This is a genomic window from Stenotrophomonas sp. CASM101 (genome assembly GCF_049384845.1).
Taxonomy (GTDB): Bacteria; Pseudomonadota; Gammaproteobacteria; order Xanthomonadales; family Xanthomonadaceae; genus Stenotrophomonas; species Stenotrophomonas hibiscicola.
The window spans coordinates 1-19840 of the sequence record NZ_JBMRFR010000030.1; the positions used below are offsets into that span (position 1 = coordinate 1).

General features: G+C 67.9%; 14 protein-coding genes and 1 rRNA gene. 9 read left to right on the top strand and 6 right to left on the bottom strand.

Features of this window, described 5'->3' with window-relative positions:
- A 5S ribosomal RNA gene (rrf, locus tag VG543_RS20885) occupies positions 1-83 on the top strand; the annotation flags it as partial.
- A gap of 298 nt (positions 84-381) precedes the next feature.
- On the opposite strand, the gene VG543_RS20890 is transcribed toward rrf, so the two are convergent.
- The 3 genes from VG543_RS20890 to hemH all read right to left on the bottom strand — a co-directional run bounded on the left by VG543_RS20890 (position 382) and on the right by hemH (position 4591).
- Positions 382-2487: a methyl-accepting chemotaxis protein gene (locus VG543_RS20890; RefSeq protein ID WP_423179223.1), complete on the bottom strand. Its 2106-nt coding sequence runs from the start codon at positions 2485-2487 to the stop codon at positions 382-384.
- Positions 2488-2777: 290 nt separating this feature from the next.
- A complete protein-coding gene (locus VG543_RS20895) occupies positions 2778-3632 on the bottom strand; it encodes an alpha/beta fold hydrolase (RefSeq protein ID WP_019661775.1) in 855 nt (284 codons plus the stop codon).
- Positions 3629-4591, bottom strand: coding sequence for a ferrochelatase (gene hemH / locus VG543_RS20900; protein ID WP_019661774.1), 963 nt, complete (start codon positions 4589-4591; stop codon positions 3629-3631). Before hemH ends, VG543_RS20895 begins: the two co-directional genes overlap by 4 nt.
- A gap of 165 nt (positions 4592-4756) precedes the next feature.
- Between hemH and VG543_RS20905 the strand changes: the two genes are divergently transcribed.
- The 4 genes from VG543_RS20905 (at position 4757) to tatC (ending at position 7173) form a co-directional block, all read left to right on the top strand.
- A complete protein-coding gene (locus VG543_RS20905) occupies positions 4757-5647 on the top strand; it encodes a lipid-binding SYLF domain-containing protein (protein ID WP_019661773.1) in 891 nt (296 codons plus the stop codon).
- Between the two features lie 75 nt (positions 5648-5722).
- On the top strand, positions 5723-5950 hold the full coding sequence (tatA, locus tag VG543_RS20910) for a Sec-independent protein translocase subunit TatA (RefSeq protein ID WP_026347229.1): 228 nt from the start codon (positions 5723-5725) through the stop codon (positions 5948-5950).
- A gap of 15 nt (positions 5951-5965) precedes the next feature.
- Positions 5966-6427 carry a Sec-independent protein translocase protein TatB gene (gene tatB, locus VG543_RS20915; RefSeq protein WP_019661771.1) on the top strand — a complete coding sequence of 154 codons (462 nt, stop codon included), beginning with the start codon at positions 5966-5968 and terminating at the stop codon, positions 6425-6427.
- Entirely contained in the window at positions 6424-7173 is a 750-nt protein-coding gene (tatC, locus tag VG543_RS20920) for a twin-arginine translocase subunit TatC (protein WP_058979271.1), read from the top strand. The genes tatB and tatC overlap by 4 nt, the downstream gene beginning before the upstream one ends.
- An 85-nt stretch (positions 7174-7258) precedes the next feature.
- On the opposite strand, the gene VG543_RS20925 is transcribed toward tatC, so the two are convergent.
- Genes VG543_RS20925 through VG543_RS20935 form a run of 3 tightly spaced genes read right to left on the bottom strand, consistent with a single transcriptional unit; the run spans position 7259 to position 10773 of the window.
- A complete protein-coding gene (locus VG543_RS20925; protein WP_019661770.1) occupies positions 7259-8170 on the bottom strand; it encodes a BPSS1780 family membrane protein in 912 nt (303 codons plus the stop codon).
- A 49-nt stretch (positions 8171-8219) separates the two neighbouring features.
- Entirely contained in the window at positions 8220-8966 is a 747-nt protein-coding gene (locus tag VG543_RS20930) for a glutamine amidotransferase (RefSeq protein WP_021204695.1), read from the bottom strand.
- A complete protein-coding gene (locus VG543_RS20935) occupies positions 8938-10773 on the bottom strand; it encodes a GspE/PulE family protein (protein WP_233653522.1) in 1836 nt (611 codons plus the stop codon). The genes VG543_RS20930 and VG543_RS20935 overlap by 29 nt, the downstream gene beginning before the upstream one ends.
- Positions 10774-10856: 83 nt before the next feature.
- Between VG543_RS20935 and glyQ the strand changes: the two genes are divergently transcribed.
- The 4 genes from glyQ (at position 10857) to VG543_RS20955 (ending at position 19740) form a co-directional block, all read left to right on the top strand.
- Positions 10857-11768, top strand: a complete 912-nt coding sequence (glyQ, locus tag VG543_RS20940) for a glycine--tRNA ligase subunit alpha (RefSeq protein ID WP_019661767.1) — start codon at positions 10857-10859, stop codon at positions 11766-11768.
- Between the two features lie 73 nt (positions 11769-11841).
- A complete protein-coding gene (gene glyS, locus VG543_RS20945; RefSeq protein WP_155030373.1) occupies positions 11842-13917 on the top strand; it encodes a glycine--tRNA ligase subunit beta in 2076 nt (691 codons plus the stop codon).
- A 175-nt stretch (positions 13918-14092) separates the two neighbouring features.
- Positions 14093-15889 (top strand): autotransporter assembly complex protein TamA, encoded by a 1797-nt coding sequence (locus VG543_RS20950; protein WP_019661765.1) that lies wholly within the window; start codon positions 14093-14095, stop codon positions 15887-15889.
- Positions 15886-19740: a translocation/assembly module TamB domain-containing protein gene (locus tag VG543_RS20955; RefSeq protein WP_423179222.1), complete on the top strand. Its 3855-nt coding sequence runs from the start codon at positions 15886-15888 to the stop codon at positions 19738-19740. The genes VG543_RS20950 and VG543_RS20955 overlap by 4 nt, the downstream gene beginning before the upstream one ends.
- Positions 19741-19840: the final 100 nt, after the last annotated feature.

The window sequence follows — 19840 nt, forward strand, 5'->3', positions numbered from 1 at the left end:
TCCCATCCCGAACTCGGAAGTGAAACGCAGCTGCGCCGATGGTAGTGTGGCTCAAGCCATGCGAGAGTAGGTCATCGCCAGGGTTTACACCCAAAACCCCGCTGCTCACGCAGCGGGGTTTTTCTTTGTGCGCGGTAAACACCGGGTAGTGCCGGCCGCTGGCCGGCAACCCGATGGCGTTACATCGCCCGGTAGATCCACGCCATGCGTGGATACCCCCTGCGAGGAGCAGCGGTGCCAACCAAGGTTGGCCGCTACCAACAGCAGGCCCACACAGCAATCGGTTGCCGGCCAGCGGCCGGCACTACCAGAGGCAGGTCACGCATAAAAAGACGGCGCCCTGCGGGCGCCGTCCTCATCCACTCGCTTGGCAGACCCTGATCAGGCGGCCCGCGGGACCTCGTGTTCTTCCTGCTGGCGGAAGACCGACACCGCTTCAGTCAGCGTCCCAGCCTGCGACTGCAGCTCACGTGCGGCAGCGGTGGCCTCCTCCACCAGCGCCGCGTTCTGCTGCGTGGCCTGATCCATCTGCACCACGGTCTGGTTGATCTGCTCGATGCCAACCGACTGCTCCTGAGATGCCGCCGAGATCTCGTGCATCAGGTGGCTGACATTCTCAACGCCCCCGACAATGCCCTGCATCCGCTGGCCCGCATCGGCCACCAGCTGGGCACCTTCGCCCACCTGGCGACCCGCCTCATCGATCAGCTTCTTGATTTCCTGTGCGGCGGCGGCGGAGCGCTGCGCCAGCACGCGCACCTCGCTGGCCACCACCGCGAAGCCGCGGCCCTGCTCGCCGGCACGGGCGGCCTCCACTGCCGCGTTGAGCGCGAGGATATTGGTCTGGAAGGCGATGCCATCGATCACGCCAGTGATGTCGCCGATCCGCTTCGAGGCTCCCTCGATCGCCTGCATGGTGTCGACGACCCGCTGCATGGCGACGTTGCCGTCGCTGGCGGCGCTCTGGGTGGTGATTGCCAGCTGGCTCGCCTCGCGCGCATGGGCAGCGTTCTGGCGCACGGTGGCGGTCAGCTCTTCCATCGAAGCGGCGGTTTCCTGCAGGTGCGCTGCCTGGCGCTCGCTGCGCTCGGACAGCGCGCCATTGCCCGCAGCGATTTCGCTCGCAGCGGTGCTGATCGAGGACGCGCACTGCTGGATACGGCCCACCATGCGCGCCAGCTGGCCGGCGGTGGCGTTGGCATCGCGCTGGATCGCGGCAAAGGCGCCGTGATACTCACCATGCATGCGTCGATCGAGATCGCCGCTGGCCAGCGCCGAGAGCATCTGCCGCACCTCGTCAACCGTACTGCCCAACGTATCCAGCAACTGGTTGATGCCACCGGTGAGGCCATCGAGGAAGCTGGCACCTTCGGTTGCCTGCAGGCGCTGGTCGAGGTCGCCGGCGGCGGCGGCCGCGACGATGCCGGCGACGGCGTTCTCCAACGCGAGCTCATGGGTACGGTCATGCCACTCCACGGCGAAGCCCAGGCGCACGCCCTGTGCGTCGAAGACCGGAGTAACCACCTGTGCGAAGTGCACCGGGCCGATCTGTACCTTGCCGTTGTGGCTGACCTGCAGGCCATTGAGGATGGCGCGGATCCGGTCCGGGTTGGCGTGGAAGCGATGGATGCTGCTACCGACCAGGCGCTCGGCATCGAAATCGGGGAAGGCCTGGCGCAACGTTGCCTGCTGGTTACGCAGCAGGGCCACCACCGAGCGGTTCACGTAGCGGATCACGTGATCGTTGTCGGCAATCATCATCGCGGTGCGCGAGGCATCGAGGGCCTGGCGGATCTGCGCGTTCTCGGCGTGTGCCTCCGCTTCGCGTCCACGCTGGGCCTGCACATGGCGTGCGGTGTCGGCCAGCGCATGGGCCAGCGAACCTGGTGCGTAGGCGGTGGTGTCAGCATGTGCACCAAGATCGGCGCCGGTGGCGATGTCGCGCGCCAGCGCGGCCAGCCGGCGGGGACCGTGGCCGAGTGCTTCGGTCTGCTGGCGGAGCCGCAGTGCGACCTGGCCAAGGAACAGGGTCAGGCCGGCCAGCATCGCGGCCTGCAGCAGCGCCGACCACAGCGCAGTACCGTCCAGCAGCGGTGCCAGCAGGGAGAGCGTACCGACGCCACCGGCCAGCCACACCGGAAGGCGATCACGGTGGCCCAGCAGCACGCCCAGCAGCAGGGCAATCGGCAATGCCGGTGACAGGCTGATGATCGCGCACAACACGGCCAGCTGCAGCGACAACAGCAACGCCAGACCGTTGCGGGCGACGGCCCGGCCCGCCTGGGGGCCGCCCAACCACGCGGCTGGCAATACGGCGACGGCCGCCAACGCGGCGGCTTGTGCCTGCGGCCCACGCAGCGCCAGCACCAAGGCAGCCATAGCCAATATCCCGCAGCCGATCAGCAGGCGGCGGTCAGCGCGGCGCGCGAGCTGCTGCAGATGCGACAGGCGGGCGGTATCGGGGGGACGGGAGGATGCAACGGACATCGGCGACTCCTGGGTCAGCTAAAGACAACGGCCACGCCGCAACGCACGCAGCAGGGCGTGACGAGGGCGGGTGCCGGGAATTCGGGGAATGCGACGCGATCAGCGACGCGCAGACGGGGCACCGTGGCCACATCCTGTGGATGACGGTGCAGCAGAGCGGGCATGCGGACTTCCTTGCAGGACCAGACACACGCCGCAGGCCCGACCGGGTCCGCGTGCGGCGGGCGCAGGGGCCCGCAACTGATGTATCGGCCGCAACTGCGCGGAGTGAAGTGCGCGAACGCCGCGACTCAGCCGGCGTTGTCGTTGCTGAAGAAGTGCAGGATCACGTCTGCGATCTGTTCCGGGTTTTCCATGTGCAGGTGATGGTTGCCGGGAAACACCGCCAGCCGCCCGTTGCGCAGGTGCTGCAGGCGCTCGCTGCGCATCGGCTCGGGGTAGTAGGACTGCGCAGGCGTGGCATAGATTACCTGCGTCGGGCAGGCGATGGCCTGCAGCAGGTTGTCGATCTGGCCTTCGCTGAGGCGGATCGCGGTGGGCAGCATCAGCCGCGGATCGCTGCACCAGCGGTAGCCGCCCTCGACCGGTTCCACGCCCCGCTCGACCAGCAGCCGTGCGCATCCTTCGCTGAGCTGGTTGGTCATCATCCGCGCACGGATCGGCGCGGCCAGGTCAGGGAACACGCGCAACTGCTTGCGTGCCAGTCCCCGCGTGGCGTTTACATGTTCACGCAGACGGTTGGCCGTTTCTTCCTCGGGGCCACGCAGGCCGCCCAGTGCTTCGATCGCCACCAGCCGCTCCACGCGGTCGCTGACCGAGGCGGTGAGACTGGCGATGCCGGCGCCCATTGAATGACCGAGCAGACTGAAGCGGTCCCAGCCCAGCGCGTCGGCGACATCGAGTACGTGGCAGATCGCGGCGGCCGTGGTGTAGCTGGCACCGGCCGGCAGGTGCGCGCTGTGGCCATGCCCGGGCAGGTCGATGGCCACCAGCTGCAACGGCGACAGGTGCGGCGCCAGCGGCACGAAGCTGGCCGCATTGTCGAGCCAGCCATGCAGGGCCAGCACGCGCGGGCCGTCGCCGTGATTGCGCAGGCCGGCGACGCGCGCGCCACCGACCTCCAGTTCAAACGGCTGCAGACTCATGCCAGCGAGGCCACGGCCAGCCGCGCCAGGGCGCGAGCGTGTTCCGGATCGGCGTTGAGGCAGGGGATGTAGCGCATCGTCGCGCCGCGCTCGGCCAGCGTCTCGGTGAAGCCCAGCGCCACTTCCTCCAGCGTTTCCAGGCAATCGGTGGCAAAGCCCGGGCAGACCACGTCGATCTGCTTCACGCCGGATTCGGCCAGCGCCCACAGGCTGGGCTCGGCATACGGCTGCAGCCAGCGCTCGCGGCCGAAGCGCGACTGGTAACCCATCTGCCAGTCGTCCCTGCCCAGGCCCAGTGCGTGGGCGATGGCCTGCGCGCTTGCCTCGCAGCGCTGCGGATACGGGTCGCCCGCGTCGGCCAGGCGCTGTGGGATGCCATGGAAGGAGAACATCAGTTTCCGGCCGCGACCGTGCTGCTCCCAGTAGCGGCGGATCGATCCGGCCACGGCCTCGACCCAGCCTGGATCGACCGAGTAATCGCGCACCAGGCTGACGGTTACGCCTGGGTTGCGGCGCTGCCACGCATCGACGCGGTCTTCGACCGAGGCGGTGGTGGTGGTGGAGTACTGCGGGTACAGCGGCAGCACCACGATGCGGCGCGCGCCGTCGGCTGCCAGGCGGTCGAGCTCGCTGGCCAGCGCCGGTTCGCCGTAACGCATCGCATGGCGCACTGTCAGGGTCGGCAACAGGGCCTGCATGGCCTGCGCCAGCTGGCGTGTATGCACCATCAGCGGTGAGCCGTCGGGCAGCCAGACCTGGGCGTACTTGGCCGCCGAACGACTGCTGCGCAGGGGCAGGATCAGTCCGCGCAGCAGCGGCTGCCACAGCAGTGGCGGGATCGCGACCACGCGGCGGTCGGACAGGAATTCGGCCAGGTAACGGCGTACGGCGGGGGCCGTCGGCGTCTCGGGCGTGCCTAGGTTGACCGCCAGCACGGCGGTATCGGGTGCGTCGAGCATGGGCGGTATTGTCGCCGATCCGGCGCCGTGCCGGGATGCAGGGTTCGGATTGCAGGCATAGCGCGCATCAATGTGAGCAGGGAACGCTCATTGGGGATTCATGACAACGCTACTAATTTCAGTCACTTGCTATATCTTCCTATGGACTGACTTCTGGAGCCTGCCATGCGTCGCCCGATCCAAGCCCTGCTGATCGCCGCCAGCCTGCTGTCCAGCCAGGCCATGGCCGGACCGCAGGAAGACCAGCGTGCGCGCAATGCCGTGCGCGTGCTTGCTGAAATCCAGGAAATCCCCGAACAGGGCATTCCGGACAAACTGCTCGACGAAGGCCGCGCGGTCATCGTCATTCCCGACACGATCAAGGCCGGTCTGGTCATTGGTGGTCGTCGTGGCCACGGCCTGATGTCGGTGCGCATGCCCAACGGCGCCTGGTCCAATCCGGTGTTCGTGAAGCTGACCGGCGGCAGCATCGGCTTCCAGGCCGGCGTGCAGTCCTCGGACGTGGTGCTGGTGTTCCGCAACGACCGCAGCCTGGACAACCTGGTCAATGGCAAGTTCACGCTGGGCGCCGATGCCGGTGTCGCCGCCGGCCCGGTCGGCCGCAATGCCGCCGCTGCCACCGACGGCCAGCTGAAGGCCGAGATCTGGTCCTGGTCGCGCGCGCGCGGCCTGTTTGCCGGCGTCGCGCTGGATGGTGCGGTGCTGCAGATCGATGATGCCGCCAATCTGGATGCCTACGGCAGCAACACCACGCCGCGCATGATCTTCGAAGGCCGCGCTGCCGGTTCGCCGTCGATGGATGTGGTGGCCTTCCGTGACCGCCTGGAAGAGGCCACCTACGCTGCACGCAGCAACCGCAGCGGCAACGGCAGCGCACCGCGTCCGGCAGCGGCCCCGGCGGTTGCGCCGGCGCCTGTTCAGGCAGCACCGGCCGCCCCGGCGGAAGCCACCACGGCGCCGCTGCAGAACGTGCCGCAGACCCCGCCACCGCAGCAGCAGGGCTTCCAGCCGGTCAATGACGGCGAAATCCGCACGGAAACGCTGGGCGGGAACTGACTTTCGTCACGCGCGCCGGCTTACAGCCGGTGCGCTATGCTCGACAGCCTGATCACTAACGTAACGAGCGTCTTTATGGGCAGTTTCAGCATCTGGCATTGGTTGGTCGTGCTGGCCATCGTCCTGCTGGTGTTCGGCACCAAGCGCCTGACCAGTGGCGCCAAGGACCTCGGCTCGGCGGTCAAGGAATTCAAGAAGGGCATGCGCGACGACGACAAGCCGAACGCGCAGCTGGGCGACGAGTCGCGCAGCCAGGATGCCTCGCGCACCGTGCAGGACGAGCACGACCGCAACCCACGCTGATCCGGAGCGGTCGCGGTGTTCGATATCGGCTTCAGCGAACTGCTGGTGATTGCCGTGGTCGCTCTGGTGGTGCTCGGTCCCGAGCGCCTGCCCAAGGCGGCCCGCTTCGCCGGCCTGTGGGTGCGTCGTGCCCGCAACCAGTGGGATTCGGTGAAACAGGAACTGGAGCGCGAGCTGCACGCCGAAGAGATCAAGCGGCAGATGCAGGACGTGCGCCAAGGCATGCAGGACACCGAGAACCAGCTGCGCGCCAGTGGCGAAGCGCTCCGTCGCCAGGCCCAGCAGGCGCGGCAGCAGGGCGACGATCTGGCGCAGGAAGTGCGAGCACCGGCGCAGGCCGATCTGCCGCCGCACATGATTGCCCAGCCCGGCGTGGACCCACCGGCCCAGGCTGGCGCCGTTGCCGGGGCGGCTGCAGACGCGCCCGCTGAAGCAGCCGCGACACCGCCGCCGCAGAGCACGGAGCGCCAGCCATGAGTGAACAGGATTTCGGCGAAAGCTCGCTGGTCGAACATCTGGTGGAACTGCGCGGCCGCCTGGTGCGCGCATTGCTGGGCCTGGGCGTGGTGCTGCTGGCGCTGCTGCCGTTTACCCAGAAGCTGTACAACGCACTGGCCGAACCGCTGGTGTCGCAGCTGCCGAACGGGCAGACGATGATCGCCACCAACCCGGCCGGCGCCTTCTTCGCCCCGCTGAAGCTGACCTTCTTCGTCGCCCTGTTCGTGGCGGTGCCGTGGCTGCTGTACCAGTTGTGGGCGTTTGTTGCCCCGGGCCTGTACGCGCGTGAGAAACGCCTGGCCGTACCGCTGCTGGTGTCGTCGGTGCTGCTGTTCTACATCGGCTGCGCCTTCGCCTACTTCCTGGTGCTGCCGGCGGTGTTCCACTTCCTCACCACCTTCAGCCCGGACGTGATCGCGATCACCCCGGATGCGAACGCCTACCTGGATTTCGTGCTGGCGATCTTCTTCGCCTTCGGCGGCAGCTTCGAACTGCCGGTGGCGATGGTGATCCTGGTGCTGCTGGGCTGGGTGACGCCGCAGCAGTTCAAGGAAGGCCGTGGCTACGCAATCGTCGGCATCTTCGTGGTAGCCGCAGTGCTGACTCCGCCGGACGTGGTCTCGCAGCTGATGCTGGCGATCCCGATGTGCCTGCTGTACGAGCTGGGCATCCACGCCGCGCGCTGGCTGGTGCCGTCGTCGGTAGTGAAGAAACCCGCCGCGTGATGCGGTAGCGCCGGGCCATGCCCGGCGTGCGGGGTGCGATGTGATGCCACCGCCGGGCATGGCCCGGCGCTACCGGTGGGACCGGTCAGGCGTGGAACACGTCGCTCGAGGTCGGCGTGGTCGGGATCGGCGGCGCTGCACGGCTGCCGCGATGCACGAACATCTGCTTCCACGCGGCGTAGACCGCACCGACATACAGCGGCATCAGCACCGTGGTCAGTACCAGCTGGGCGATGAAGGCCGCGGCCAGCGGGCCACCGATCAGCATCGCGATCTGGATCACGATCACGAACAGGATGTACATGCAGAACGCGGCGATCAGGCCGAGTGCGGCGAACACGATCATCGCGCCGATGTTTTCGATGCAGCCCTGCAGGCTCAGGCGCAGCGCATGCATGCCGCTCTGCTTGTCGAACACCACCAGCGCCGGCTGGGTGAACATCGCCAGCGACAGCGCCACCGCGCTCAGGAACACCAGCAGCATCCACAGCGCAATGCGCTTTGCCGGCAGGTTGGCGACCAGCGCGGCGGCATCGTCCGGCTTGATCTGCTGGCCACTGCGGCTGATCTCTTCCATCTTGGTCATGACCTCGCTGAAGGCGGTGAAGCCCTCGCGACCGATCATCATGAACAGCAGCGCGCCCAGCAGCAGTACCGCCAGCACCTGGATCGCCAGCGGCACCAGCAGGTGGCTGACGCGGTGGTCGCGGATCGGCTGCAGCAAGTGCGAGGCCAGGCCCGGGCGGCCTTCGTCGATCTCGCCCACGGCGTAGAGCATGCCGCCGAACATGATCGGCGAGATGGCCAGGGTCATCAGCTGCACGGCCATGCCTGCCGCGCCGGGAATCAGCGTGGACAACAGGGTGACCAGCCAGCTCACCAGCAGCCAGGCCAGGCCGATCCGGGCCAGCTGCAGCGGCGCACGCCGGTACAGGGAGAACGTATCCAGCAACCACTGGGCGCCCGCCGAAGCCGGCAGCTTGCGAATCTCTTTCATGGACATCCGGGAGGGACAGGAGGGGCCGGGCGGCTGCCCGTGCCGCCGATTATCCCTGTTTTGCCATCGGCTGGGCTGAAGACAGCCGCGCCTGGCGCACGAAACGGCGCAACAGCTGGCGGGCCAGCGGCGCGGCGCTGACTGCGCGCTCGATGGTGCGGGCGCAGCCGCCGTGGCGACCGATGCAGTCGGCGCGGGCACGCACGTAGCCGCGCATGTGGTGGGTGGCGAATTCCGGATGGAACTGCACCCCCCAGGCCTGGCGGCCCCAGCGGAATGCATGGCAGCCATCCAGCGGCGAGCGTGCCAGCACCTGGGCACCCTCGGGCGCACGCAGCACGGTCTGCAGGTGGGTGGCGTGGGCGGCGAAATGCTGCGGCAGGCCCTGGAACAACGGGTCCTGTGCCGCCTGCGGCTGCAGTTCCAGTTCGATCGTGCCGGACTCGCGGCCAGCCGGGTTGTAGGCCACCTCGCCCCCCAGCGCATGGGCCAGCAACTGATGGCCATAGCAGATGCCGAACACTGGCAGACCGGCGTGGGCAGTCTGGCGCAGCCATGCCGCGCTGCGCTCGCTCCAGTCGGCGTGGTCGGTGACGAAGGCGGCCGAGCCGGTCACCAGCACGCCAGCAAAGGCATGCGGATCGGGCAGAGCATCACCGTGTTCGACATCGACCACCACCGTCTCGTGTTCTTCCAGTCCGGCGGCGACGCGAATCCAGTGTGGAAAGCGCCCATAGCGGCGCAGCGGCGGCACCGGTCGGCCGGTTTCAACGATCAGGAACGGGGCTGGATTCATCCGGGGGCGGCAGTACTGACAGGACTTCCTCGATTGTAGTCAGCCCCTGCGCCACCTTTTCAAGCCCGGCCTGGCGCAGGGTCCGCAGCCCTTCAGCACGTGCGGCACGGCTGAAACCGGCCAGATCCATGTCGGCGCGGATCTGCCCGCGCAGCCGCGAGCCCAATGGCAGCAACTCATACAGGCCGATGCGGCCAAGGAATCCGGTGCGCCGGCACTCCAGGCAGCCAACCGGCCGACAGGGCGTGGCGGCATCTGGATATGCGCCATCGCTATCAGCCAGCACCGCCCAGTCGGCAGCACCAAGGGTGTGCGGCTGCTTGCAGTGCGGGCACAGCGTGCGCACCAGGCGCTGGGCGAGGATGCCGTTGAGGGTGCTGGCGAGCAGGTAGTGCGGCACGCCCAGGTCGAGCAGGCGGGTGACCGCCGAGGGCGCGTCGTTGGTATGCAGGGTGGACAGCACCAGGTGGCCGGTCAGCGAGGCCTGCACCGCCATCTGCGCGGTCTCCAGGTCGCGGATCTCGCCGATCATGATGATGTCCGGGTCCTGCCGCAGCAGGGTGCGCACGCCGCTGGCGAAGTCCAGGTCGATGTTGGCCTGCACCTGCATCTGGTTGAACTCCGGCGCGATCATCTCGATCGGGTCCTCCACCGTGCACACGTTCACGTCCGGCGTGGCCAGCCGCTTCAGCGTGGAATACAGGGTGGTGGTCTTGCCCGAGCCGGTCGGGCCGGTGACCAGCACGATGCCGTGCGGGCGCTCGACCAGCGCATTCCAGCCGGCGGCTTCCTGCGGGCTGAAACCGAGCTGGTCGATGCTCTTGAAGGCCGCATCCGGGTCGAAGATACGCATCACGCACTTCTCGCCAAAGGCGGTGGGCATGGTCGACAGGCGCATCTCGACCTCGCGGCCACCCGGCGAGCGGGTCTTGATGCGTCCATCCTGCGGGCGCCGGCGCTCGGCCAGGTCCATGCGGCCGAGCACCTTGATACGGCTGACCACCGCGGTCATCACCGCTGGCGGCACCTCGAACACCTTGTGCAGCACGCCGTCGATGCGGAAGCGCATGCGGCCCATCTCGCGACGCGGCTCCAGATGGATGTCCGAGGCGCGCTGTTCGTAGGCGTACTGCAGCAGCCAGTCGACGATGTGCACGATGTGCTGGTCGTCGGCATTGACGTCGCCGGTGCGGCCCAGCTCGACCAGCTGCTCGAAGCTGGGAAGCGTGGTGCTGGCCTCGCCGCGCACGTCGCCGCGGGCACCGCGCACCGAGCGGGTCACCCCGTAGAACTCCATGGTGTAGCGGTGCAGGTCCAGCGGATTGACCACCGCCAGTTCGATGCGGCGGCGGGTCAGGTGCTGCAGGTCGCGGCGCCATTCCTGCACCAGCGGCTCGCTGGTGGCCACCAGCACGCGCTCGGCGTCCACCGCCAGCGGCAGGAAGCGGTGGCGGCGGGCGTAGGCGTGGGAGACCAGCGCGGTGACCGCGGCGACGTCGACCCGGGTCGGGTCGATACGCAGGTAGCGGCTGCCGGTGCGCTGCGCCAGCCACTCGGTCAGCCGTTCAAGGGTCAGCTCGCCGCCGCCCGTGGCGGCCAGCTTGAGGTTGGACAGCAGTACCAGCGGATGCACTTCACTGGCGTTGCGCGCGCCCTGTGCGGAAAACCGCATGCGCTCGCGGTCCTGCTCGGCCACGAGCCCATCGGCGGTCAGGGCCGCGGCAATCTGCTCGAAATGCAGCCGTCCCCAGGGCAGCGGGACGCCGCCCGCCTCGCCGGGCGTGCCTGCCGGCAGCCGATGTTCCATCTGCCTGCTCCTCCCGGGTACGGAATGCCCCGCAGGTCGGCCGTTATACTAGCGCACCCCCTTGCCGGCCAAGACTCGTACGCATGTCCGCGACCCCGACCGTTCCGATCACCTTCCAGGGCCTGATCCAGACCCTGAACCAGTTCTGGGCCCAGCAGGGCTGCGTGCTCATCCAGCCGCTCGACCTGGAGGTGGGCGCCGGTACCTTCCACCCGGCCACCTTCCTGCGTGCGATCGGTCCGGAAAGCTGGAATGCGGCCTACGTGCAGCCGTCGCGGCGCCCGACCGATGGCCGTTACGGTGAGAACCCGAACCGCCTGCAGCGCTACTACCAGTACCAGGTGGCGATGAAGCCGGCGCCGGACAACATCCAGCAGCTGTACCTGGATTCGCTGAAGGCACTGGGCATCGATCCGCTGGTGCACGACCTGCGCTTCGTCGAGGACAACTGGGAATCGCCGACGCTGGGCGCGTGGGGCCTGGGCTGGGAAGTCTGGCTCAACGGCATGGAAGTGACCCAGTTCACCTACTTCCAGCAGGCCGGTGGCCTGGAATGCCGCCCGGTGCTGGGCGAGATCACCTATGGTCTCGAGCGCCTGTGCATGTACCTGCAGAACTGCGACAACGTCTACGACCTGGTCTGGACCTACGGCCCGGACGGCCAGCCGGTGACCTACGGCGACGTCTACCACCAGAACGAGGTGGAGCAGAGCACCTACAACTTCGAATACGCCGACGTGGAAGAAATGTTCCACCGTTTCGACGCCTGCGAGCGCGAAGCGCAGAAGCTGGTGGAAGTAGGCCTGCCGCTGCCGGCCTACGAGCAGGTGATGAAGGCCAGCCACACCTTCAACCTGCTCGATGCGCGCCGCGCGATCAGCGTGACCGAGCGCCAGCGCTACATCCTGCGGGTGCGCGCACTGGCCCAGGCGGTGGCCAAGGCGTATTACGAACAGCGCGAGAAGCTGGGCTTCCCGGGCGCGAAGAAGGCCTGAAGGCCGCGCTCTCCCCCTTACTCCGGGGCGCCGGACGCGTCGCGCGCTGCGCCCCCACCACAGGATTGAAACGATGAGCCAACTGTCCCCCCTGCTGATTGAACTGGGCACCGAAGAGTTGCCGGTCAAGGCGCTGCCGGGCCTAGCCCAGGCCTTCTTTGACGGTGTTGTCGAAGGCCTGCGCAAGCGTGGCATCGCGCTGGAACTGGGCGATGCGCGCCCGCTGTCCACCCCGCGCCGCCTGGCCGTGCTGCTGCCGGGCGTCGGCCTGGAACAGCCGGAACAGCACAGCGAAGTGCTGGGCCCGTACCTGAACATCGCGCTGGACGCCGAAGGCCAGCCGACCAAGGCCCTGCAGGGCTTCGCCGCCAAGGCCGGGATCGACTGGACCGCGCTGGAGAAGACCACCGACAACAAGGGTGAGCGCTTCGTGCACCGCGCAGTGACCCCGGGCGCGAGCACCGCCAGCCTGCTGCCGGAAATCCTGCGCGAGGCGATCGCGGCGATGCCGATTCCCAAGCCGATGCGCTGGGGCGATCACGCCTGGGGTTTCGCGCGCCCGGCGCACTGGCTGGTGCTGCTGCACGGTGCCACTGTGGTCGAGGCCGAACTGTTCGGCCTGCAGGCCGGCCGTGTCAGCCGTGGCCACCGCTTCCACCACGACCAGACCGTGTCGCTGGCACAGCCGCAGGACTACGTTGAAGCGCTGCGCGCCGCGTTCGTGCTGGTCGATCCGAGCGAGCGCCGCGCACGCATCGTCGCCGAGGTCGAAGCCGCCGCAGCCAAGGCCGGTGGCAGTGCCCGCATCACCGAGGACAACCTGGAGCAGGTGGTGAACCTGGTCGAATGGCCGTCGGCAGTGCTGTGCAGCTTCGAGCCCGCGTTCCTGGCGGTGCCGCAGGAAGCGCTGATCGAGACGATGGAAATCAACCAGAAGTTCTTCCCCGTGCTGGATGCGGCCGGCACGCTGACCGAGAAGTTCATCGGCATTGCCAACATCGAGTCGAAGAACGTGGCCGAAGTGGCCAAGGGCTACGAGCGGGTGATCCGCCCGCGCTTCGCCGATGCCAAGTTCTTCTTCGACGAGGATCTGAAGCAGGGCCTGGTGTCGATGGGTGAGGGCCTGAAGACGGTGACCTACCAGGCCAAGCTGGGCAGCGTGGCCGACAAGGTGGCGCGCGTGGCCGCACTGGCCGAAGTGATCGCAGCCCAGGTCGGTGCCGATCCGGCGCAGGCCAAGCGGGCTGCCGAGCTGGCCAAGAACGACCTGCAGTCGCGCATGGTCAACGAATTCCCGGAACTGCAGGGCATCGCCGGCCGCCACTACGCCGTGGCAGGTGGTGAATCGGCCGAGGTTGCGCTGGCCATTGACGAGGCCTACCAGCCGCGCTTCGGTGGTGATGACATCGCGCTGTCGCCGCTGGGCAAGGTGCTGGCCATCGCCGAACGCGTGGATACGCTGGCCGGTGGTTTTGCTGCAGGCCTGAAGCCGACCGGCAACAAGGACCCGTTCGCCCTGCGCCGCAACGCGCTGGGCCTGGCCCGCACGATCATCGAAAGCGGCTTCGAGCTGGACCTGCGCGCGCTGCTGGCCAGCGCCAACGGCGGCCTGGCGGCGCGCAACGTGCAGGCCGACGTCGGCGAGCTGTACGACTTCATCCTCGACCGCCTGAAGGGCTACTACGGCGACAAGGGCGTGCCGGCTTCACACTTCAACGCTGTGGCCGAGCTGAAACCGGCCTCGCTGTACGACTTCGACCGCCGCTTGGATGCGATCGGCATCTTTGCGACGCTGCCGGAAGCCGAAGCGCTGGCCGCGGCCAACAAGCGCATCCGCAACATCCTGCGCAAGGCCGAGGGCGAGATTCCGGCGCAGATCGACGCGGCACTGCTGCAGGAAGATGCCGAGCGCGCGCTGGCCGAAGCGGTCACCGCCGCCATCGATGACACCGGCGCCAGCCTGCACCAGAAGGACTATGTGGCGGTGCTGGCACGCCTGGCGCGCCTGCGTCCGCAGGTCGACGCGTTCTTCGATGGCGTGATGGTCAACGCGGAAGATCCGGCACTGCGTGGCAACCGCCTGGCACTGCTGACGATGCTGGGCGAGCGCCTGGGCAAGGTGGCGGCGATCGAGCATCTGTCGAGCTGACGCCCGTATCGGTAGTGCCGGCGAATGTCCATCGGGATCATCGGCGTCGCCGCACGCGACGTCGGCATCCTCGAGTGCGATTCCGATGATCGCCACAAAGGCGCGTATTTTGACCGCCACTTAACAACCGATCTCCAACGACGTGATGCATTTCGCATCGTCACCTCCGGTCGGTATGCTGTGCCGCATGCAGCCAAAGAAATACGCCCTGCCGCTGATGGTCCTGTCGCTGGCCGCCACCTCCGTGGCCCACGCGCGCGGCACCATCGACAAGGTGGACATCAAGGGATTGGACAAGGGCGACGACGCCGCAATCATCGAGAACATCCAGGAATCGCTGTCGCTGTTCGACACGATCGGCAAGGAGCAGGGTGAATCGCGCCTGGAGTACCTGCTGTCGCAGGCCGAGCGGCAGACCCGCCAGGCGCTGGAACCGTTCGGGTACTACAACCCGGTGATCAAGGTCGAGGCGCCGCGCCAGGATGAGCACGTGCGCGTGCTCATCCATGTCGACAAGGGGGCCCCGGTGACCGTGCGCCGCGAGCACATCGACATCACCGGCCCGGCGATGTACGACCAGTACCTGCAGGACGACCTGGCCGCATTCAAGCCCCGCAAGGGCCAGCGCTTCGAGCACACCCAGTACGAAGCCAGCAAGATCACCATCACCCGGCGCCTGGCCGAGCGTGGCTACTTCGACGCCGACTACACCCAGCGCCAGGTGCAGATCACCCGCGCCGACAACGCGGCCGACATCGACCTGACCTGGGACAGCGGCCGCCGCTACAACATGGGCCCGGTGCGCTTCCAGCAGGACTACTTCGTCGACAAGCTGTTCGACCCGCTGGTGTACTGGGAGCAGGGCAGCTACTACCACGAGGGCAAGCTGGACCGGCTGCGCGAGTCGCTGACCAAGCTGGACTACTTCAGCGTGATCGACATCCAGCCGCGCCCGGACCAGGCCGACGAAAACGGCGAAGTGCCGGTGGACGTGAAGCTGACGCGCGCCAAGCGCACCATCTACACCGCGGGCCTGAGCTACGGCAGCGAGAGTGGCCCGGGTGTGCGTGGTGGCATCGAGCGGCGGTTCCTGAACAACCGCGGCCACAAGATGAACACGCAGCTGGACTATGCGCAGAAGCGCAAGAGCCTGATCACCAGCTACCGCATTCCAGCCTTCAACTGGCTTGATGGCTGGTACACCTTCGCTGCCAGCGCCTACGACGAGCAGACCGACTACATCGACCTGCGCAACTTCAAGCTGATCGCCAGCCGCAGCGGCGAGATCAACGAACACTGGACCGCGATCGCCTCGATCAACGCGCTGCGCGAGCGCTGGCGCTATGCCTCGGGCACCGAATTCACCGACGCGGTCTACAACACCTCGACGCTGGTCTACCCGCAGCTGGTCGCCGACTACGTCGACGTCGATGACGAGCTGTTCCCGCGCAAGGGCGTCAGCGGTACGGCAACGATGCGCGCCGGTGTGGAAGGTGCGGGTTCGGACACCAGCTTCGTGCAGGCCAATGCCGTGCTGCGCTGGTACATCCCGGTGGGCGATAGCAATCGCCTGATCCTGCGCGGCGAGGGTGGCACCACCTGGACCAGCGACCTGGTGGCGATGCCGCCGAGCCTGCGCTACTTCGCCGGTGGTGACCGCAGCATCCGCGGCTACGCCTACCGTGAGGTTGGCCCGCGTACGCCGAAGCCGGACAAGTATGCGCTGGGTGCCAAGAACCTGGTGATCGGCTCGGCCGAGTACGAGCACTACTTCAACGGTGGCCCCTGGGGTGCGGCGGTGTTCGTCGATACCGGCAGTGCCTTTGACAACACCATCGACCTGCATACCGGCGTCGGCTTCGGCGTGCGCTGGAAATCGCCGGTGGGCCCGGTGCGGGTGGATATCGCGCACGGCCTGAACAACCCGGATTCGCAGTTCCAGCTGTACCTCAACATCGGAGCGGACCTGTGAGTGCCCCCGCACCGACTCCGAACAGGCCGCCGCGCGTGCGTTTCTACCGGCGCCGCCGCTTCTGGGCCTGGTCCGGCGTGGGCGTGCTGGGCCTGGTGCTGCTGGCCCTGCTGGCGGTGTACTGGCTGCTGCAGACCGTGGCCGGCCGTGACGTACTGCTGGCCCAGGTGGTGGCGCGCCTGCCGGTGGGTGCCAGCTTCACCTGGGACAAGGTGGACGGCCCGGTGGCAGGGCCGCTGACCCTGTACAACGTCGACTTCCGTTACGACGACATCCATTTCCACGCCGAGCGCGCCTACCTGGAGCCGGACCTGCGCCCGCTGCTGGGCCGCAAGCTGCTGCTGGACAAGCTGGAGCTGAGCAACGCGACGTTGAACCTGGCCAAGAGCGATGAGCCGTTCGAGCTGCCGTCGTGGCCCGATTCGCTGCCGCAGATCGAGATGCCGCTGGCGATCCAAGCCGACGCCATCGCCATCGACGGCTTCCGCATCAGCCAGGCCAACGAGCCGGTGATCGACATCAGTCGCGTGCGTGGTGGCATCGAGATCGCCAATGGCGAGTTCCAGGCACGCAGGCTGGTGGTGGACAGCGACATGGGCAACTTCACCGCCCAGGGTCGCTACATCCCGGCCAAGGACTACGACACCGACGTGACCTTCACTGCCGTGCTGCCGGCACCGCGTGGGCGCACGGCCGCCACGGTGGGCCTGGTCGCCCGCGGAGACCTGTCGCACATGGAAGTGGCCGTAGCCGGGCGCGCGCCGAAGCCGCTGCACGCGATGCTGGTGTTCGATGGCCGCACCGACCCGACCTGGAACGCCAGCGTGCGCAGCGACGAGCTGGATCTGGCGCTGCTGTCGCCAGCATTGGCGAGCTCGGCGATCGCGCCGTTGTCGCTGGACTTCACCGCCGCCGGCAAGGGCGGCAATGCCAACCTGCGTGGCAAGGTAAAGCAGGGCGATCAGGAACTGGAACTGGCACCGTCGGTGGTGTCATTGCAGGACCAGGTGCTGAAGGTCTCACCGCTGCTGGTGAAGGGCCTTGGCGGTGAGGCGCGGCTGGAAGGTACCGCCGATTTCAGTCAGGAAGACCAGCAGAAGCTCAACTTCTCGGTGGTCGCGCGTGACCTGACCTGGGTGCCGGCACCGGACCCGAACACCGCCGGCAGCGCACCGGTGCCGGTCACCCTGAAGGAAGCACGCTTCGGCCTGGCCGGTACCCTGAAGGCCTGGGCGGCGATCGGCCGCGCCGATGTCGAACGCGAAAAGCAGAAGGCCCAGCTGCGCTTCGACGTACGCGGCAACGACCAGGCCGCGTCGATCCACCAGTTGCAGGCGCAGACGCCGGGTGGACAGCTGCAGGTGGAAGGCCAGGTGGCGTGGGCACCGCAGCTGGACTGGGACGCCAAGGCCACGCTGAAGGACTTCGACCCCGGCTACTTCGTGCCGGGCTGGAACGGCCGCCTGTCCGGCAACCTGGCCTCCAAGGGCCGCCAGCTGCCGCCGCCGGCCAATGCCGCACCGGGCACCTCGGGTACGCTGGAAGCCACGGTGGACCTGCCCTCGCTGAAGGGCATCCTGCGCCAGCGCAATCTCGACGCACAGGGCAAGTTCGCACTGCAGGGCGCGCAGGGCCAGGGTGACCTGAAGCTGTCGCTGGGCAGCAGCCGGGTGACCGCGTCGGGCAAGGTCGGCGACCGCCTCGACATCGAGGCGCGTTTCGAGCCGCTGCAGTTGAGCGACCTGCTGCCGGCTGCCGACGGTGGCCTGCGTGGCCAGGTACAGGTGAAGGGCCCGCGCGATGCGCCGGACATCACCGCCGACCTGGTCGGCAACAACCTCAACTGGGATGGCTACGGCGCCGAGAGCCTGAGCATCAAGGGCCGCCTGCCGTGGCGCGGCGACAGCGGCACGCTGGCCGTGCAGGGCCAGCAGGTCAACGCGGGCATGCTGCTGGAGCGGCTGAACATCGACGCACAGGGCAGTGTGTCCAACCTGCGCCTGGCCGCGCAGACCCGCAACGAGATGGGTGCGGTCGAGCTGCAGGGCAGCGTGCGCCAGCAGGGCACGCAGTGGCGTGGCGAGCTGGCCTCGCTGCGCATCGCACCGGTGAAGGGCGATGCCTGGGCGCTGCGTGCACCGGCGGCGTTCGCGATCAACGGCAGCACCTACACCCTGTCCGAAGCCTGCCTGGCCGCCGCCAGCAGCGGCGCGCTGTGCGCACAGGCCAACTGGCCGCGCGAAGGCCTGGTGGTGCGCAGTGACGCGCTGCCGCTGGCGCTGGTGCAGCCGTGGCTGCCGCCGCAGTCCGGCCGCCGCATCTATCTGCGCGGCGACGTCAGCCTGGACGCGCAGATCCGCCCGCGTGGCGCGGCCTGGGAAGGCCATGTGGAAGTGCGCTCGAAGGAAGGCGGCGTGCGCCTGGGCGAGAACCGCAACACCGTGGGCGATACCACCCGCGGCGAACTGGTGCGCTATGACCAGTTCTCGCTGAAGCTCGACATGACCCCGTCCAGCATCAAGGGCTACCTGGGCATGGGCTTCCAGGGCAACGGCTTCGTCGACGCGAAGATGCAGACCGGCTGGGAAGCCAGTGCACCACTGAACGGTGAGCTCTATCTGAACATGTCGCGGCTGTACTGGCTGGAGCTGTTCTCGCCGGACATCGTGCGCCCGACCGGCCTGATCGAGGGCCACGTGAGCCTGCGCGGTACGCGCGGGCAGCCGTCGCTGGGTGGCGACGCGCAGCTGAGCAACTTCAAGGGCGAATTCCCCGCGCTGGGCCTGACCTTCGACCAGGGCAAGGGCAGCTTCGTGGCCCAGCCCGACGGTTCGGCCAAGATCACCGCGCAGGCCAACTCCGGCCAGGGCACGCTGTACGTGGACGGTGGCCTGTCGTGGTTCGGTGATGCGCAGCCCTTGCAGCTGAAGATCCACGGCGAGAACGTGCTGCTGTCCAACACCAGCGAACTGCGCATCGTCGCCAACCCCAACCTCGACTTCACCCTGGCCAAGGCAGCGATGGAGCTGCGCGGTACCGTCCACGTGCCCGAGGCCGACATCGACCTGGAGCGCCTGGACCGTGGCACCTCGGTGTCCGAAGACGTGGTCGTGCTGGATCCGGCTGATCCGGAAGAGTCGCGCACCTCGCCGCTGGACATGGACCTGACCGTCAGCCTCGGCGAAAAGGTGAAGATGACCGGGTTCGGCCTGAAGGGCGCGCTGACCGGCAAGATGCAGGTCTGGGCCAAGCCCGGCCGCGAAATGACCGCCAATGGCGGCCTGGAAGTGAGCGGCCGCTACAAGGCGTACGGGCAGGACCTGACCATCACCCGCGGCAACCTCAACTGGAACTACAACGCGGTGTCCGACCCGCGCATCAACATCCGTGCCGAGCGACGGATCGGTGATGTCACCGCCGGCATCGACGTGACCGGGCGTGCCCAGCAACCGCGTGCCGACGTGTGGTCCGATCCTGCGATGTCGCAGTCCGAGGCACTGGCCTATCTGGTGCTGGGACGCAGCCTGACCGGCGCCAGCAGCGACCAGGCGCAGCAGGTCAACGCGGCCTCGGCGGCGCTCTCGGCCGGCAGTGGCCTGCTGGCGTCGCAGCTGGGTGCCAAGCTGGGCCTGGACGATGCCGGCGTGAGCCAGTCGCGCGCGCTGGGCGGCTCGGTGATCGGCGTCGGCAAGTACATCTCGCCCAAGCTGTACGTGGGGTACGGCGTGTCGCTGGTGGGCGCAGGTTCGGTGATCACGCTGAAGTACCTGCTGCGCCGCGGGTTTGATGTGGAAGTGGAATCGAGCACGGTGGAAAACCGTGGTTCGATCAACTGGCGGCGGGAGAAATAGAGCCACGCCATGCGTGGCTGCGGTGATTGCCGGCCAGCGGCCGGCACTACCGCGGGCGTGGACCCAACCATCGGCCGTTGCCCCACCGGTCCCCAGCGGC

Excerpts from the sequence above, each read along its gene's own strand:
- VG543_RS20950 (WP_019661765.1), top strand. The coding sequence starts at position 14,093 with ATGCTGTGCCGCATGCAGCCAAAGAAATACGCCCTGCCGCTGATGGTC.
- hemH (WP_019661774.1), bottom strand. The coding sequence starts at position 4,591 with ATGCTCGACGCACCCGATACCGCCGTGCTGGCGGTCAACCTAGGCACG.
- VG543_RS20925 (WP_019661770.1), bottom strand. The coding sequence starts at position 8,170 with ATGAAAGAGATTCGCAAGCTGCCGGCTTCGGCGGGCGCCCAGTGGTTG.
- VG543_RS20905 (WP_019661773.1), top strand. The coding sequence starts at position 4,757 with ATGCGTCGCCCGATCCAAGCCCTGCTGATCGCCGCCAGCCTGCTGTCC.
- tatA (WP_026347229.1), top strand. The coding sequence starts at position 5,723 with ATGGGCAGTTTCAGCATCTGGCATTGGTTGGTCGTGCTGGCCATCGTC.
- VG543_RS20895 (WP_019661775.1), bottom strand. The coding sequence starts at position 3,632 with ATGAGTCTGCAGCCGTTTGAACTGGAGGTCGGTGGCGCGCGCGTCGCC.
- tatC (WP_058979271.1), top strand. The coding sequence starts at position 6,424 with ATGAGTGAACAGGATTTCGGCGAAAGCTCGCTGGTCGAACATCTGGTG.
- VG543_RS20935 (WP_233653522.1), bottom strand. The coding sequence starts at position 10,773 with ATGGAACATCGGCTGCCGGCAGGCACGCCCGGCGAGGCGGGCGGCGTC.
- VG543_RS20890 (WP_423179223.1), bottom strand. The coding sequence starts at position 2,487 with ATGTCCGTTGCATCCTCCCGTCCCCCCGATACCGCCCGCCTGTCGCAT.
- VG543_RS20930 (WP_021204695.1), bottom strand. The coding sequence starts at position 8,966 with ATGAATCCAGCCCCGTTCCTGATCGTTGAAACCGGCCGACCGGTGCCG.
- glyQ (WP_019661767.1), top strand. The coding sequence starts at position 10,857 with ATGTCCGCGACCCCGACCGTTCCGATCACCTTCCAGGGCCTGATCCAG.
- glyS (WP_155030373.1), top strand. The coding sequence starts at position 11,842 with ATGAGCCAACTGTCCCCCCTGCTGATTGAACTGGGCACCGAAGAGTTG.